The following is a 14,257-nucleotide window of genomic DNA, read 5'->3' on the forward strand; positions in this document are numbered from 1 at the left end:
CAAAACTATGACAAAAAGAAAGTTTTGTCGAATAGCCCGATTATTTTTTGAAACTTTTCGCCTGCTGCTGCGTTTATTATAACAAGGGGGAATGAAAACGCTTACTCAGAAAGGAGGAACCCGGTTGCACCCTAACGATGAGGAACGGAACACAGTTGAGGATACCGCCGAAAACAGGCAAAGCTCGCTGCCTAAGCCGTTGCGCACGTTCAGCTATTTGTTTTTCAGCGTCGTCTTTCTAGTCGGCGTCTTGGGCTGGTTCGCGACTTCAGGCCGGTAAGCATAGAAACTTCGGAGGGACCGTATGTTGATAACGGAATCGTCATAAAAAGGGCTCAACCGGAATGCGCCGGCGAGCCCTTTTCACATATCCAACTGAGTTTCAAATTTCGTTCAATATCGGCTTCTGCTTCCGCCCGGTGTCGCTCCGGCATCGATTTCGTAGGTGGATGCGTTAAGCGTGTTATTGCTGCGGAACGTATCGTATACGTCATGATCATGCTCATTGCGCGAAGGCACGAGCACCAGAATGCGGCCTTCGTCCAAGTACTCGTTATATTGCCGCGCATCCGTCTCGGAGAAGCCGAGTCCGATCAAGCCTCCTACGAGGGATCCCGCTCCGGCGCCAACCGCCGCTCCCGTCAATGTCGCCACGATCGGCCCCGCGGCCAATATCGGCCCGATCCCGGGAATGGTCAATGCCCCGATCCCGGCCAGCAAGCCCGCGGCGCCTCCCAGCATCCCGCCTGCCGCCGCACCGGTAGCCACTCCTTCCGGAGCCATACTTCCGGTTTCTTCCTCTACGACCCTCGCATCGTCGCGATTTTTGGTGATGACGGAAATTTCGTCGGATCTGTATCCTTGACGCTTTAAGCCTTCAATCGCCCTTATCGCTTCCTGTTCGTCCGTAAACACGCCTACGAGCTTCTTTTCGTTATCCATAAGTATTGCCTCCTTCAATTGGAATGGGATTGCCGGGGGGGTGACAGTCTCCCGCGATCCGGTAGTCGCCGGCTTGTCCATAGCGCCGTGTGTGGTCGCTTTGTGGCTTTACCGCTTCTCCTTTTATGTACCCCTTTTCATGAAGTTGAAACTTTTGCAAGCCTGTCATGAGAACAAAGCCAGGACGTTCCGGCTCAAAAATAAAATCCGAAACCGGTCTACTCGGGACCGATTTCGGATCGTTAATAGCGGTATTAATTGTCCTGCAGCCAGCGAGCCGCGTCTTTGGCAAAATACGTAATGATGATGTCCGCACCCGCGCGTTTCATGCCGAGAAGCGTCTCCAGCACGATCGCTCTCTCGTCCAGCCAACCTTGCATGGCCGCAGCTTTCACCATCGAATACTCCGCGCTCACGTTATAGGCCACGACAGGCAGATCGAACTGCTCCTTCAGCAGCCTCAGAACGTCCAGGTAAGCGAGAGCCGGCTTGACCATCAGCATATCGGCTCCTTCGACGACGTCGCTCTCCGCTTCGCGCAGCGCCTCGCGTACGTTGGCCGGGTCCATCTGGTACGTCTTGCGGTCGCCGAATTGCGGCGTGGAGTGGGCGGCGTCCCGGAACGGCCCGTAGAAGGCGGAGGCGTATTTTACCGAATAGGACATGATCGGCACGTGCTCGAAGCCCGCTTCGTCCAGTCCGCTCCGTATCGCCTGCACGAAGCCGTCCATCATGTTGGATGGAGCGATGATATCGGCTCCGGCTTCCGCCTGCGAGACGGCCGTTTTTACAAGCAGGGCAAGCGAGGTATCGTTGTCTACGTCCGTCCGCCCTGTCCGTTCGTCGTGATGTATAACTCCGCAATGGCCATGGCTCGTAAATTGGCACAGGCATGTATCCGCTACGACGAGCAGCTCCGGCTGCCATTCCTTGATTTTGCGCGTGGCGCGCTGCACGATCGAGTTGTTGCCGTATGCCTCCGACCCGACTTCGTCTTTATGATCGGGTACGCCGAACAGCAACACCGCCTGAATGCCTAGCGCGGCGATTTCATTGATTTCTTGCTCGAGCAGGTCGAGCGACCAATGGTACACTCCCGGCATCGAGCCGATTTCCGCTTTGACGCCGGTTTCTTCCGTCACGAAAATCGGATATATGAAATCGTGCGCCGTAAGCCGCGTTTCCCGCACGATATTGCGCAGCGCGGCCGATGTGCGCAGTCTCCTGTTGCGAATTGTAGGAAAAGCCATCGCTATATCATCCTTCCAAAATTATTCCGTCACCGCGTCGAAGCCGACGATCCTGTTCACGAGAGAAGCGACCGTCGCTTCCGCCGCGGTTGCCCGGACGATTAGCCCCGCCTTGGCGGCGGTTTCCGTCGTCACCGGTCCGATCGAGAATAACTCGAGCTTGTTCAACAAGCCTACCGGGTCCGGCTCTCCCAATGTCCGGAGAGCTTCCAGCAAGTTCGTTACCGTCGAAGAGCTCGTGAAGGTAACCGCATGGATATGCCCCTCATGAAGCATCTGCAGCGTTTCTTCTCCGCCCTCGAGCGACAACGTGTTCTCATACACGTCCACTGCGGTTACGCGAGCGCCGAACCGGCTCAAACCTTCCGCCAGCACCGGACGGGCCCGGTCTCCTTTCGGAAAAAACACGTGCTCGCCCGGCTGGACGAACTGCTTCATCAGATCAAGGAGCGTCTCCGCCTGAAACGAGCTGTGCGGCACCAGATCGGCTATCAGGCCGCGGGCCAGCAGCGCTTCCTGGGTTTTCGGTCCGACTGCGGCGATTTTGGCGCGGTGCATCGCCCGCACGTCTACCCGCAGCTCGGCCATTCGCCCGAACGTATACTCGACACCGTTGACGCTCGTGAACAATATCCAATCGTATCGTTCGAGATTGCTTAGCGCCTCGTCCAGTGTCCGGATAATATCCTCTCGCTCCGGACGCCGAATGCGGATTACCGGAAACTCGACCGCCTCGCCGCCCTGGTCGTCGATGAGCCTGACAAGCTCGCTTGCCTGCTCGCGGGCACGCGTGACGAGCACCCGCTTGCCGAATAGCGGCCGCTTCTCGAACCAGGCCAGCTTCTCGCGCAGCTTGACTACGTCACCGACGATAATGATCGCCGGCGACTCCATTTTGGCGGCTTTTACTAGATCCGTCAAAGTAGCCAAAGTGCCGGTAACCGTTCGCTGCTCCATCCACGTCCCCATCCGGATAACCGCTGCGGGCGTTCCGGGATCGCGGCCATGATCGATCAGCTGGCTGCAAATCGTTTCGATGTTGGCGACACCCATCAAAAAAATGATCGTTCCGGACGCATGGGCCAAATTGTCCCAATTGACGTTCGAATACGTTTTGTTCGGATATTCGTGCCCGGTCACGACCGAGAACGAGGAGGTGAAGTCCCGATGCGTCACCGGTATGCCCGCGTAGGCGGGAACCGCGATTGCCGACGTAATTCCGGGAACGATCTCGAAGCCGATTCCGTTCTCGGCGAGCAGCTCCGCTTCCTCGCCGACACGTCCGAACACGCTCGGGTCGCCACCCTTGAGCCGGGTCACCGTCTTTCCTTGCAGAGCCAAATCGACGAGCAGGCGGTTGATCTCCTCCTGCTTGATCATATGCTTATCGGGCAGCTTGCCCACGAATATTTTCTCGGCTCCCGGCTTCATCTGCTTCAGCAGACGCGGATTGGCCAGCCGATCGTAGACGACGACGTCCGCCCTCCGGATCGCTTCCATTCCCCGGACCGTTATGAGCAGCGGATCGCCTGGACCGGCGCCGACGAGATAAACTTTCCCCTTGTTCATCGCCCCATCATCCCCCGAGCTCGGCTATTATCCGGTCCGCCCCTTGGGCGATCAGCTTGTCCGCGAGCAGATCTCCCAGCTTCACGGGGTCGCTTCCTTGTCCCCACTCCTTGATGAGTCGGCTTCCGTCGGGCGAACCGACGACCGCCGTCATTTCCAGCAGCCGTCCTCCGGCCGGGTTGTCGCGGACGGTCACATGGGCGCCGATCGGAATTTGGCAGCCGCCGTTCAGCCGGCCGAGAAACTGACGCTCCGCCGTCACGGCGAGCACGGTGTCCGCATGCTCGAATTTTCCAAGCAGATCCAACATGAACGTATCGTCAGCCCGGCATTCGATGCCAAGCGCGCCTTGCGCTACGGTAGGAATGCAAATATCCGGAGACAAATATTCGGAAATGCGATCCTTCCAGCCCATCCGGTGCAAGCCGGCCGCCGCCAAAACGATTGCATCGAACCCTTCCGTTTCGAGCTTCCGCAGCCTCGAATCGATGTTGCCGCGTATCGATTCGATGTTGAGGTCCGGGCGAAATGCCAGAAGCTGGGCAGCGCGGCGCAAGCTGCTCGTGCCCACACGTGCGCCTCCGGGCAGATCGGCCAGAGCGACGCCGCCACGCGTGATGAGACAATCGCGAGGATCTTCCCTGACCGGCGTGCCTCCGATAGCGAGCCCTTCTTGGCGTTCCCACGGCATATCCTTCATGCTGTGAACCGCCATGTCGATTGTGCCGTCGAGAAGCGCCTGCTCGATTTCCTTGACGAACAGCCCCTTGCCTCCGACCTTGGAAAGCGTAACGTCCAATATTTGATCGCCTCGGGTGACGATTTTTTTGATTTCGAACCGGCATTCGATGCCGGCATTGCCTGCGAGCAGCTTCAATTGCTCGATCACCTGATTCGTTTGCGTCAAAGCGAGCGCGCTTTGGCGCGTCCCTACCGTTACGGTTCGCATCTTTTTACCCGTTCACCTCCCATTATTGTCGCAGCCGGGTCCGAGTACCGCCTTGTCCAACTCGGCTTCCATCCGGCTCCTCAGCTCGTCCCACGAGCCCGAGCGGACCGCGTCGAGCGCCTCGTCGCTGAATAGCTCAGCCAGCAGCCGCCTCCGGAAATCGGGATCGCCGACCTTGCGTAATACAAGCGAGCGGTATTCCCCGGCAAATTCGAGAAAAGCGTCGATCCCGTCGCCGATCGCCGCTTCGATTCTGTCGCGAATGCGCGAAGACGCCATCGGGCTCGTGCCGGACGTCGATACCGCGACCAGCAAATGCCCATGGCGCCATACGGCCGGAACGACGAACGTGCACAGCTCGGGCGTATCCGCGACATTCACGTGCAGACCGAGAGAAACGGCATCCCCGCCGATTCTACGATTAGCTTCGGGGTTGTTCGTCGCGGCGAATACGAGTACGGCATCGTCGACGTCTCCGCTCGCATACTCGCGTCGAGAGACCGTTACGCGGCCCTCCGCTTCCCACCGGGCGATTTGTCCGGTCACTTCGGGGCTGACCACCCAAACGTCGGCGCCCGCCTCGAGCAGCCCGCCGATCTTCCTTTCGGCGACCCGTCCTCCGCCGGCTACGACGCACCGTTTGCCGGACAGATCGGCCATGATCGGGTAAAACGATCGCATGCCGGCTCACATCCAAATCCAATGATGAAACCCCGAGTACAGGTTAAACAACGAAAAATTGATCACGACCACCGTAAACGCGGCCAAGTTCCAAAATGCGAGCATATATCCCGGCTGCTTGCCCGAAATGCGCTGGAGCAAATAAAACGCATACACCGCCAGACTGAACAAGGAGCTGAGTACCTTAGGATCCGCCAATAAATGCATATCCCCTTCGAGCACGACCTTGGTCATGCCGAGCACCACGGACAGGATCAGGAGCGGAATGCCGATCAGCACGGCGCGGTATGTATAACCTTCGATTTTGTCCAGGCTCGGAAATCGGGTCATGACCGCGGTCCATTGCTTTCCTTTCAGCTTCCGGTGCATGAACAAGTACATGCCGGACAGCAGCGCCGCGACCAGAAACGCCGCATAGCTGCCGATAGCGAGCGTAATATGGATAAATACGAGCTCGTCCTTCGCCTCCCATTGCTCGCTGATCGGGGTCACGGCGGGATCGCTGAAGAAATTCAGCGCCATGATGGCAAAGCAAGCCAAGTTGATCAAAAAAACGAGCAGATCCAGCCGCAAAAACCAGTTCATCATGAACGAAACGGTAACAAGCATCCAGCAATAAAAGAATAAGGCCTCGAACATCGTCAATACGGGCATGTATTGGTGCTCGTACACCCGGATCGCGATAAATACGGTTTGCAGAAGCCATACAAATGCAAGCAGCCCCGTTCCCATCCGCTTTGCACTCCGGTTTTTGGTCGCCACGTCGGAGAAAGAAAACAGCAGGCTCAGGGCATATATATATAAAATCGCATCGTAAATCCACGTTTTCGCCGGCATCGGATCCATTGCCTCAAGTGCCGGCCAGCAGCTCTCCGGCTGCCAGCGCTACGAGCGGCTTCCGCTCGCGCTCTTCCGATCCGCCCAAGGCTTCCTTCTTCCGTTCGGCGGCAGCCGCCTTGCCTGCGGCTTGCTCCGCCTCCTCGTCCGCCCTAGCTTCGTCCAGCAGCGCCTCCAGGGCGAACAAATGCGTGAACATTTGGATCGCTTCCTCGCCCTTCCGTTCGCCGGCTAGCTCCTTGATGCGCATGATCGGATCGCGCATCATCTGGTTGAGCATGCTTTTCGACAGCTTGCGAATAATTTTCACTTCCCGTTCGCCCAGCTCCGGCAGCTTGTTCAGCATGCTGCTCATCGTTTCGTCATGAATGGCGACCGCTTTTTGCTGCAGCGCCCGGATCGCCGGACTGACTCCTAGAAGCTTGTACCATTGATCGAATGCCTCGATTTCCTTATCGATCATGATGCCGATTTTGGCCGCTTCCTTCTGGCGTTCGTTAAGATTCGTCTCCACGATTAGCTCCAGATCGTCGATATCGTATAAATACACGTTGGAGATCGTGGCGATCTCCGGATCGATGTCGCGGGGAACGGCGATGTCGATCATGAACAACGGCCGCGACCTGCGCCCGCGCATCGCCTGTTTTACCGCTGCCCGATTGAGTACGTAACCGGGTGCGCCCGTGGAGCTGATAACGATGTCCGCCTGCTCCAGCTCGTCGTTCAACCGATCGATCGGACGTGCCGTCCCCTTCATTTTGGAAGCCAGATCGACCGCCTTCTCGAACGTCCGGTTGACGACGACGACCTTCTCCGCTCCGCCTGCCGTCAAATGCTTGAGCGTCAGCTCGCTCATTTTGCCGGCGCCGACGATAAGCACCGTCTTCCCGCGAAAATCGCCGAATATCCGTTTGCCGAGCTCGACCGCAGCGTAGCTGACAGACACGGGATTTTCGCCGATCGACGTTTCGGAATGCGCCCGCTTTGCCATCGTCACCGCTTGTTTGAACAGCATATTGAACATCGTGCCGGTCGCCTTTTCCTTCTGCGCCTTCAGGAAGGCGTCCCGGACTTGACCGAGAATTTGCGTCTCGCCGATTACCATCGAATCCAGCCCGCTCGTCACCCGGAACAAATGCTCGATTGCCCGCCGATCTTCATAAATATACAAATAATCTTTCATCCGCTCGCGCGGAATCCGGAACCAGTTTTCCAGAAAATTGCGCACATAGTGGCCGCACATGTACAGCCGGTCGACGACGGCATATATTTCCGTCCGGTTGCAGGTGCTCACGATGACGCATTCCAGTATGCTCTTCGTTTCTTTCAACTGCTGCAGCGCAAGAGGAAGAAGTCCTTCGTCAAAAGCGAACTGTTCCCGGATTTCGACGGGAGCCGTCCTGTAGTTGAGTCCTACCGCAATGATGTGCATCTCGTTCACCTGCCTTTCCGGCTGTCTAAAATCTTTTCCCATTATACCATAGTTCGACAAACGGAAAAGAACTAAAGTTTGAATAAATGATGACACAGACGGACATATTCGGAGTGATTCTTTCTAACTGTAGTGTGATCGGAATATGGGTTCCGTATTCAACGTTCGCGCTATCGCAGCAGGCGTTTCTTCAACGATTCGGCCAGTTCTCCGTCCAGCTTCGCCAGCTTGTCGTTTTGCGACGAGACGGGCTTGCCCGAGCTTGTCAGCAGCTTGCCGTAGCCCTCGTAAATATCCTTGAACGTTTGCGCGGCTTTCGCAAGCGTCTCCTTCTCCTCCGGCTTGAGGACGCGCTCACCGGCAATTTGCAGCCTCAGGACGTACTGTACGAGCGCTTCGATCGAATGCAGCGGGGTCAGCTCGTTCCCGCCGACGGCCAGCACAAGCCGTTCGTGGGTGTAGTTGGCCGAATAGGCCGAGACGCGCAGCGAATCGAGCTCCTTCGTGTCCTTCGCCTTGGCCGCTTCCGCCATCGAGCTGTTCAACAGCTCGATTTGGAACTGAGCGACCTGATACAGCAGCAGAGAAGCGTCGTAAGACTCGCTGTGCTGGCTCATATATCCGAATATCCGGTATATCGGCCAGACGATAAGCAACAGCAGCACGATCCATATTCCGAATTTTCTCCAACCGGCTCTTCGTCCCATACGCACCATCCTTCCCGTTCCATTGTATGGGACGAACGTAAAACAAATGACCATGGTTTCCCATGGTCATCGGTCCATTTGTATTAGAAAAGCTTTCTAGCCGGGCTTATTGCGTTTCTTGTCGTTATTTCACCAATACCGCTTGATTCATGATTGGCGTCTCAACCGTAAGCTCGCCAAGTCCGCGAATCAATTTCTTCGCATAAGTGCGCTCGGGCTTCAATACCGAGACCAGGTAATCGATAGCCGCTTGAGGGTCTACCGTTTCCCCGCACGTGTAACAATCCAGGGCCGCGAATCCTTTCTCAGGATACGTGTGGATAGAGATGTGGCTCTCTGAAAGCAAAACCAACACGGTCGCTCCTTGAGGTTCGAATTGCTTCGCTTGCACGGACAATACCGTTGCACCGCAAACTTCCGCCGCTTCTACCATTTGCGCCTGCAGCCATTCCGCATTGTTCAGCAGCTCAAAATCAGCACCCCAAGTATCAACAGCAACGTGTCTTCCGAAAGTTGAATATTCCATCTTCCGGTTCCCCCTTCCTAGGAATAAAATTGTTGGATTTCATCCGCTAGGACCTACGTCATTCACTTCTCGAGGGAATAATCTCTCGCAACATTACATGTCCTGAGTGAATCCTGGTTCCTATATTGTTTTCAACGAGAATAAAAATAACATCTATTGCCCAGAAATGCAATAGTTTTTTTTGTTAAGGAGCAAAAAGCGTCTATTTCTGCTTAAGTCCCGTAGTCACAGTATGTGCGAACGGGCGGTTATGTGCGCGGCGGAGCCCGCTTGAAAGCGATTTCCCAAGCTTTTTTCGCTACTCTTGTCCCCGTCGGCTTATTCTTGCCTCGACAAAGCGCTCTGATCGGATCCGCAGCGGATGCAAAAGCGGTCGTCCGCCTCCAGCTCCGCATCGCATTTCACGCAGCGCAGACTCCCTTCCACTTCCAAGGCGGCGTTGATCGTCTCCGGCGCCGTTTCGAACCGCTTGCCGCAATCCGGGCAAAACCGCGCATTGTAGGGCACTACTTTGCCGCATGAGCAAGTTTTTTCCCGGTTCAACCGCTGCAGCTCCAGCTCGAGATTCCCGATCTCCCGCTCCATCTCTTCAATCTGCGCGGATAACCGGACAACCTCCGGACCCGATGCCGTAAAGTCTCCGTTTTTGTATGCCTCGTAGACGGAAGCGCCGATTTGGCGCATCACGTTCCGTATTTGCTTGCGTTTGCCGGCGATTTGCGCGCTCGTCCGCGTCACCTCTACCGTTCGCTGCGCCTTGTCGGCCGCACGGGAAGCTCCTTCCCGCAGCAGGTCCAGCCATTTCATCTCCAGTCCCCCCTGTATTAGCTTAGCATGCATCGTTACAGGAAACACAACGGAACTTCATTTTTTGACTTTCTTATATTATACGGGATAGCGGCCGCAGGCTACAAACACGGGTTTGGACTTTATTTACAACCGTTCCCCTTATCGAATCGGCATCGAAAATGACGGTTGCGGCCCGCATCCCCGGTCGCTGACGGCTGTCCGATCAAGCAAAACGGAACAAAAAGTTCCGCTATTCCGTCGGGGAGCCGCTAAAATGTGCGTAGAGGAACAATGATTTCCTTTATTGGCCGAATGCAGGCCGTTTGAGAGCCGTTTTACTTGAATAGAGGAATTAAACGTTCCGTTTGCGCTGTTCACCCGCCCTTCGCGGGAAATAGGGGAACTAATCGTTCCCTTCACAAAAAATAAAGGAAATACTTGTTCCGCTCAGCCGCGAAGAAAGCCTTCCAAGCCGCATTCACGGCTTTCCTATGGCGGGAACCCCTTTCGGGCACCGACGCAGGGAATCGGGCTTAGCTGGGCGCACATACAAAAAAAAGAGCCTTTCGGCTCCTTTGTTTTCTAAGTTATAACGTCTAAGCTTCCAATTCGAACAGTTTATGCGCAAGCCGCGCCAACTGTTCATCCACGTTCCGTTGACCGACCAAGCTATCCGAACGGTTACGTTCGTCAAGCAGCTCGTCGATCCGGGAATATACTTGGGAAATTTGCTGTTCCACATGCTGCTTCCGATACAACCGTTCAAATTGTCCAACTGTGTCTTTGTATTCGTAAACGAGCTTATGCTTACCGGATACGATCTCGGATATTTGTACGACTGAGCCTCGTTTGTACACGTACTTCATCGTGAAGGCCGGGTATATCCGGTTCACGATGGCATCGCCCTTAAACTGCGATACCGCCTTGCGGATCAAATTTGCGAGCAAAGGATCGCTTACTCTGCACGAGCCTTCGCATACGTAGCGGCCCCGGCTTCGTTCAAACGTCAATACGACTTCTTCGCCGGAATCGTCCCGCAGCACGATCTCCCGGTTGCCATTGTCTGTCACCTTCGCTTCGAGAAACACATCTTCACCGTCAAATAGCTGGATAAACTGGATCATTTCGGCTTCCGTTAAAGTCAAGCAGGTTTTGACATATTCCGTCGCTAACCGCTGAGCCATAAAAATCCCTCGATTCTCTTTTTTAAACCCGGAATCCATCCTATTCCTCATGTTCGTCCCGATGGATTCATCTGTCTTACCTTAATTTATTATACTATATCCCCGACCATTATTCCTGCATTTTTTTCGCTGAAAACAAGCAAAATTCAGAAAAATCGGCAACAATACGCAATCCTCTCGAAAAGTTGTCTCGATCTCTCCGTATCGCTCCCCAACTTCCCGCAATCGCGCATGCATATCAACATTTTTTTGTATCCGCTTATTCTTTTGCAGACAAAGAAACGGACTTGCTCAGTCCGCTTCGCCCTCTCCGTTCTGCCGCTGCCCGGTACGTTCCAGAATCAGGCCCCAGAGCTCGTCTCGACCCAATCCCGTCTCCGAGGAGAACAGGACCACCGAATCGGTGCCGCGAACGAGCAGCGTTTCCTTTACCTGCTTTATATGCTTCTGCCACCGGCTGCGCGGTATTTTGTCCGCTTTCGTGGCCACGACGCAGATCGGAATTTCGTAATGGGTCAGCCAATCGTACATCGCCGCATCGTCCCGCGTAGGCGGGTGCCTTACATCGACCAGCATGATGACCATGCGGAGCCGGTCCCGCTTCAGCAAATACGATTCGATGAACTTGCCCCATTCCTCCCTTTGCTTCTTCGACACCTTTGCATAGCCGTAGCCGGGCAAATCGACGAAATACAGCTCCCCATTGATTCTATAAAAATTCAGCGTCTGCGTTTTACCCGGACTCGAGCTTGTTCGGGCCAAGTTTTTGCGTTGGATCATCTTGTTGATAAGCGACGATTTCCCTACGTTCGAACGGCCGGCCAAAGCGACTTCCGGCAGCCCGTCCTCAGGATACTGGTCCGGCCCGACCGCGCTTATAATAAACTCCGCCTGAGTTACATTCATCTGGCTTCCCCCTCTCCCATCACCCGATCGAAACCGGCCGCACTAACGCATGCTCCAGTACTTGATCCATATGATGGACCGGAATAAATGTCAGCTCCTGGCGGACCGTCTCCGGAATTTCCTGCAAATCTTTCTCGTTGTCTTTGGGCAGCAAAATCGTTTTGACGCCGGCCCGGTGCGCCGCCAACGATTTTTCCTTGAGTCCCCCGATCGGAAGCACGCGGCCCCGCAGCGTAATTTCCCCGGTCATGGCCACCGATTTGGAGACAGGAATATTGGTCAACGCGGATATGAGAGCCGTTGCCATCGTAATCCCCGCGGAAGGTCCGTCTTTCGGAATCGCGCCTTCCGGTATATGGATATGAATGTCGTTTTTCTCGTGAAAATCGGGGGCGATGCCCAGCTGCCCGGCTTTGGAACGCGTATAGCTGAATGCGGCTTGGGCCGACTCCTTCATGACGTCGCCCAATTTCCCGGTAAGCGTCAGCTTGCCGTTCCCCGGCATAACGGTAACCTCGATAACCAGCGTATCGCCGCCGACTTCAGTCCAGGCAAGACCGGTGACAGCTCCGATCTGATCCTCCTGATCGGCCAGACTGATCCTGAATTTGGACGGGCCGAGATAGTCCTTCAGGTTGTCGGTCGTAATCGTGACGGACTGCTGATCGCCTGAAACGATCACCTTGGCCGATTTGCGGCAAATTGTCGCGATCTGCTGCTCCAGATTGCGGACCCCCGCCTCCCGCGTATATTCCCGGACCACTTTCATCAGAGTCGCTTCGTCGGTCTGCAGCTGCTCTTCCGTCAGGCCGTGGTCTTTGACCTGCTTGGGCAGCAAGTAACGGATGGCGATTTGCAGCTTCTCGATTTCCGTATAGCCGGGAATGTACAGCATTTCCATCCGGTCCAGCAACGGCCGGGGAATATTATGAACGGCATTCGCGGTCGTGACGAACATGACGTTCGATAAATCAAAAGGCACTTCGATATAATGATCGCTAAAAGTTCCGTTTTGTTCGGGGTCCAGCACTTCCAGCAAGGCGGACGCCGGATCTCCGCGGAAGTCCATCGCCATTTTGTCGATTTCGTCGAGCAGCATGACCGGATTGTTGCTGCCGGCGTTTTTCAAGCCTTGAATGATCCTTCCCGGCATCGCACCGACATACGTGCGCCGATGACCGCGAATTTCCGCCTCGTCACGGACGCCGCCGAGCGAAATCCTGATAAATTTGCGGTTCAAGGAACGGGCGATCGAGCGGGCGATCGACGTCTTGCCGACACCCGGAGGACCGACGAGGCATAGGATAGGTCCCTTCATCTTCTGGACAAGCCTCTGGACGGCCAAATATTCCAGTACCCGCTCCTTCGGCTTCTCCAAGCCGTAGTGGTCGTCGTTCAGCACGTCTTCCGCTTTTTTGAGATCCAAGTCGTCATCGGTCCGCTTCGACCAAGGCAATGCGAGCAGCCAGTCTACATAGTTGCGGATGACCGCCCCTTCGGCGGACGTGGCCGGCATTTTCTCCAGACGGTCGATTTCCTTCTCGATTTTCTCCCGCACCTTATCCGGAACTCCCGCTTCCTCGAGCTGGGAACGAAGCTCCTCCGCCTCGCCGGCGCGTCCTTCCTTATCGCCGAGCTCCTTCTGGATCGCCTTCATTTGCTCGCGAAGGTAGTATTCCTTCTGCGTTTTCTCCATCTGCTTTTTGACGCGCTGGTTGATTTTCCGTTCCAGCTCCAGCACTTCGCGTTCGTTGTTCAAAAAGCCGAGCAGCTTTTCCAGCCGCTGCCGAACTTCGACCGTTTCGAGTATTTCCTGCTTGTCTTTGATTTTGAGCGACAAATGACTCGTTATGACGTCTGCCAGCCGACCCGGCTCTTCGATGTCGGATACGGCGGAGAGCGTCTCCGGCGTTACCTTTTTCGACAAGTTGATGTAATGCTCGAATTGACTCAGCACCGTACGCATTAGTGCGTCGATCTCCGAGTCGGTCGTCACTTGTTCGGCAAGCTCCTTGACCGTCACCTCGTAGTAATCGGCATTCGCTACATACTCCACGATCTCGCCCCGCATGACGCCTTCCACGAGCACGCGGATCGTTCCATTAGGAAGCTTGAGCATTTGCTTGACTTTGGTAATCGTTCCGACCTGGTAAATATCGTCCTTCTGCGGTTCCTCAATATTAATCTCCGACTGCGAGCAGAGGAGAATCATTTCATCGTCCACCATCGCCTGTTCCAGTGCTTTGACCGATTTTTCCCGGCCAACGTCCAGATGCAGCACCATGCTAGGGTAAACAAGCAGCCCCCGCAACGGAAGAAGCGGCAATCGGCGCATCTTCGGCTTATTCGGACCCATGCTCCTGCACCTCCTGAAAGCTTAATCGTAAGCATGTTATGTTGCTTTCTCTAAGAACGGTCCCCAAATTATAGTGGGCTGTCTTGACATGTTCCATTCGTTATTGGGGGGATTCCCCAACATTTTATC

At 55.3% G+C, this 14,257-nt stretch carries 14 protein-coding genes; 1 reads left to right on the plus strand and 13 read right to left on the minus strand.

Features of this window, described 5'->3' with window-relative positions; translation table 11 throughout:
* Nucleotides 1-124 precede the first annotated feature (124 nt).
* The gene (locus FE784_RS40760; RefSeq protein WP_176706083.1) at nucleotides 125-280 is read left to right on the plus strand and encodes a hypothetical protein; all 156 of its coding nucleotides are present in this window, start codon (nucleotides 125-127) and stop codon (nucleotides 278-280) included.
* A gap of 113 nt (nucleotides 281-393) precedes the next feature.
* Here FE784_RS40760 and FE784_RS09370 read toward each other — a convergent pair whose 3' ends face one another.
* From FE784_RS09370 to lon, 13 genes are all read right to left on the minus strand, one after another.
* A complete protein-coding gene (locus tag FE784_RS09370) occupies nucleotides 394-942 on the minus strand; it encodes a general stress protein (protein ID WP_139601935.1) in 549 nt (182 codons plus the stop codon).
* A 254-nt stretch (nucleotides 943-1,196) separates the two neighbouring features.
* On the minus strand, nucleotides 1,197-2,192 hold the full coding sequence (gene hemB, locus FE784_RS09375) for a porphobilinogen synthase (protein ID WP_139601936.1): 996 nt from the start codon (nucleotides 2,190-2,192) through the stop codon (nucleotides 1,197-1,199).
* 21 nt (nucleotides 2,193-2,213) lie between these two features.
* Nucleotides 2,214-3,761, minus strand: coding sequence for a uroporphyrinogen-III C-methyltransferase (gene cobA / locus FE784_RS09380; RefSeq protein ID WP_139601937.1), 1,548 nt, complete (start codon nucleotides 3,759-3,761; stop codon nucleotides 2,214-2,216).
* Nucleotides 3,762-3,768: 7 nt separating this feature from the next.
* Nucleotides 3,769-4,710 (minus strand): hydroxymethylbilane synthase, encoded by a 942-nt coding sequence (gene hemC, locus FE784_RS09385; RefSeq protein WP_139601938.1) that lies wholly within the window; start codon nucleotides 4,708-4,710, stop codon nucleotides 3,769-3,771.
* Between the two features lie 12 nt (nucleotides 4,711-4,722).
* A complete protein-coding gene (locus FE784_RS09390) occupies nucleotides 4,723-5,391 on the minus strand; it encodes a precorrin-2 dehydrogenase/sirohydrochlorin ferrochelatase family protein (protein ID WP_139601939.1) in 669 nt (222 codons plus the stop codon).
* A gap of 6 nt (nucleotides 5,392-5,397) precedes the next feature.
* The gene (locus FE784_RS09395; RefSeq protein ID WP_139601940.1) at nucleotides 5,398-6,228 is read right to left on the minus strand and encodes a cytochrome C assembly family protein; all 831 of its coding nucleotides are present in this window, start codon (nucleotides 6,226-6,228) and stop codon (nucleotides 5,398-5,400) included.
* Nucleotides 6,229-6,241: 13 nt separating this feature from the next.
* On the minus strand, nucleotides 6,242-7,660 hold the full coding sequence (hemA, locus tag FE784_RS09400; RefSeq protein WP_139601941.1) for a glutamyl-tRNA reductase: 1,419 nt from the start codon (nucleotides 7,658-7,660) through the stop codon (nucleotides 6,242-6,244).
* Between the two features lie 170 nt (nucleotides 7,661-7,830).
* Nucleotides 7,831-8,367 (minus strand): hypothetical protein, encoded by a 537-nt coding sequence (locus FE784_RS09405; protein ID WP_139601942.1) that lies wholly within the window; start codon nucleotides 8,365-8,367, stop codon nucleotides 7,831-7,833.
* Between the two features lie 124 nt (nucleotides 8,368-8,491).
* The gene (speD, locus tag FE784_RS09410) at nucleotides 8,492-8,893 is read right to left on the minus strand and encodes an adenosylmethionine decarboxylase (RefSeq protein ID WP_139601943.1); all 402 of its coding nucleotides are present in this window, start codon (nucleotides 8,891-8,893) and stop codon (nucleotides 8,492-8,494) included.
* Between the two features lie 318 nt (nucleotides 8,894-9,211).
* On the minus strand, nucleotides 9,212-9,700 hold the full coding sequence (locus FE784_RS09415; RefSeq protein WP_176706084.1) for a zinc ribbon domain-containing protein: 489 nt from the start codon (nucleotides 9,698-9,700) through the stop codon (nucleotides 9,212-9,214).
* A 578-nt stretch (nucleotides 9,701-10,278) separates the two neighbouring features.
* Nucleotides 10,279-10,866, minus strand: a complete 588-nt coding sequence (locus FE784_RS09420) for a non-ribosomal peptide synthetase module (protein WP_176706085.1) — start codon at nucleotides 10,864-10,866, stop codon at nucleotides 10,279-10,281.
* A gap of 291 nt (nucleotides 10,867-11,157) precedes the next feature.
* Complete coding sequence (yihA, locus tag FE784_RS09425) at nucleotides 11,158-11,772, minus strand: ribosome biogenesis GTP-binding protein YihA/YsxC (RefSeq protein WP_139601945.1); 615 nt, start codon at nucleotides 11,770-11,772, stop codon at nucleotides 11,158-11,160.
* A 19-nt stretch (nucleotides 11,773-11,791) separates the two neighbouring features.
* Nucleotides 11,792-14,128, minus strand: coding sequence for an endopeptidase La (gene lon / locus FE784_RS09430; protein ID WP_139601946.1), 2,337 nt, complete (start codon nucleotides 14,126-14,128; stop codon nucleotides 11,792-11,794).
* Nucleotides 14,129-14,257: the final 129 nt, after the last annotated feature.

It is taken from the genome of Paenibacillus hemerocallicola (assembly GCF_006265175.1).
In the GTDB taxonomy this organism is placed as follows: Bacteria; Bacillota; Bacilli; order Paenibacillales; family NBRC-103111; genus Paenibacillus_AB; species Paenibacillus_AB hemerocallicola.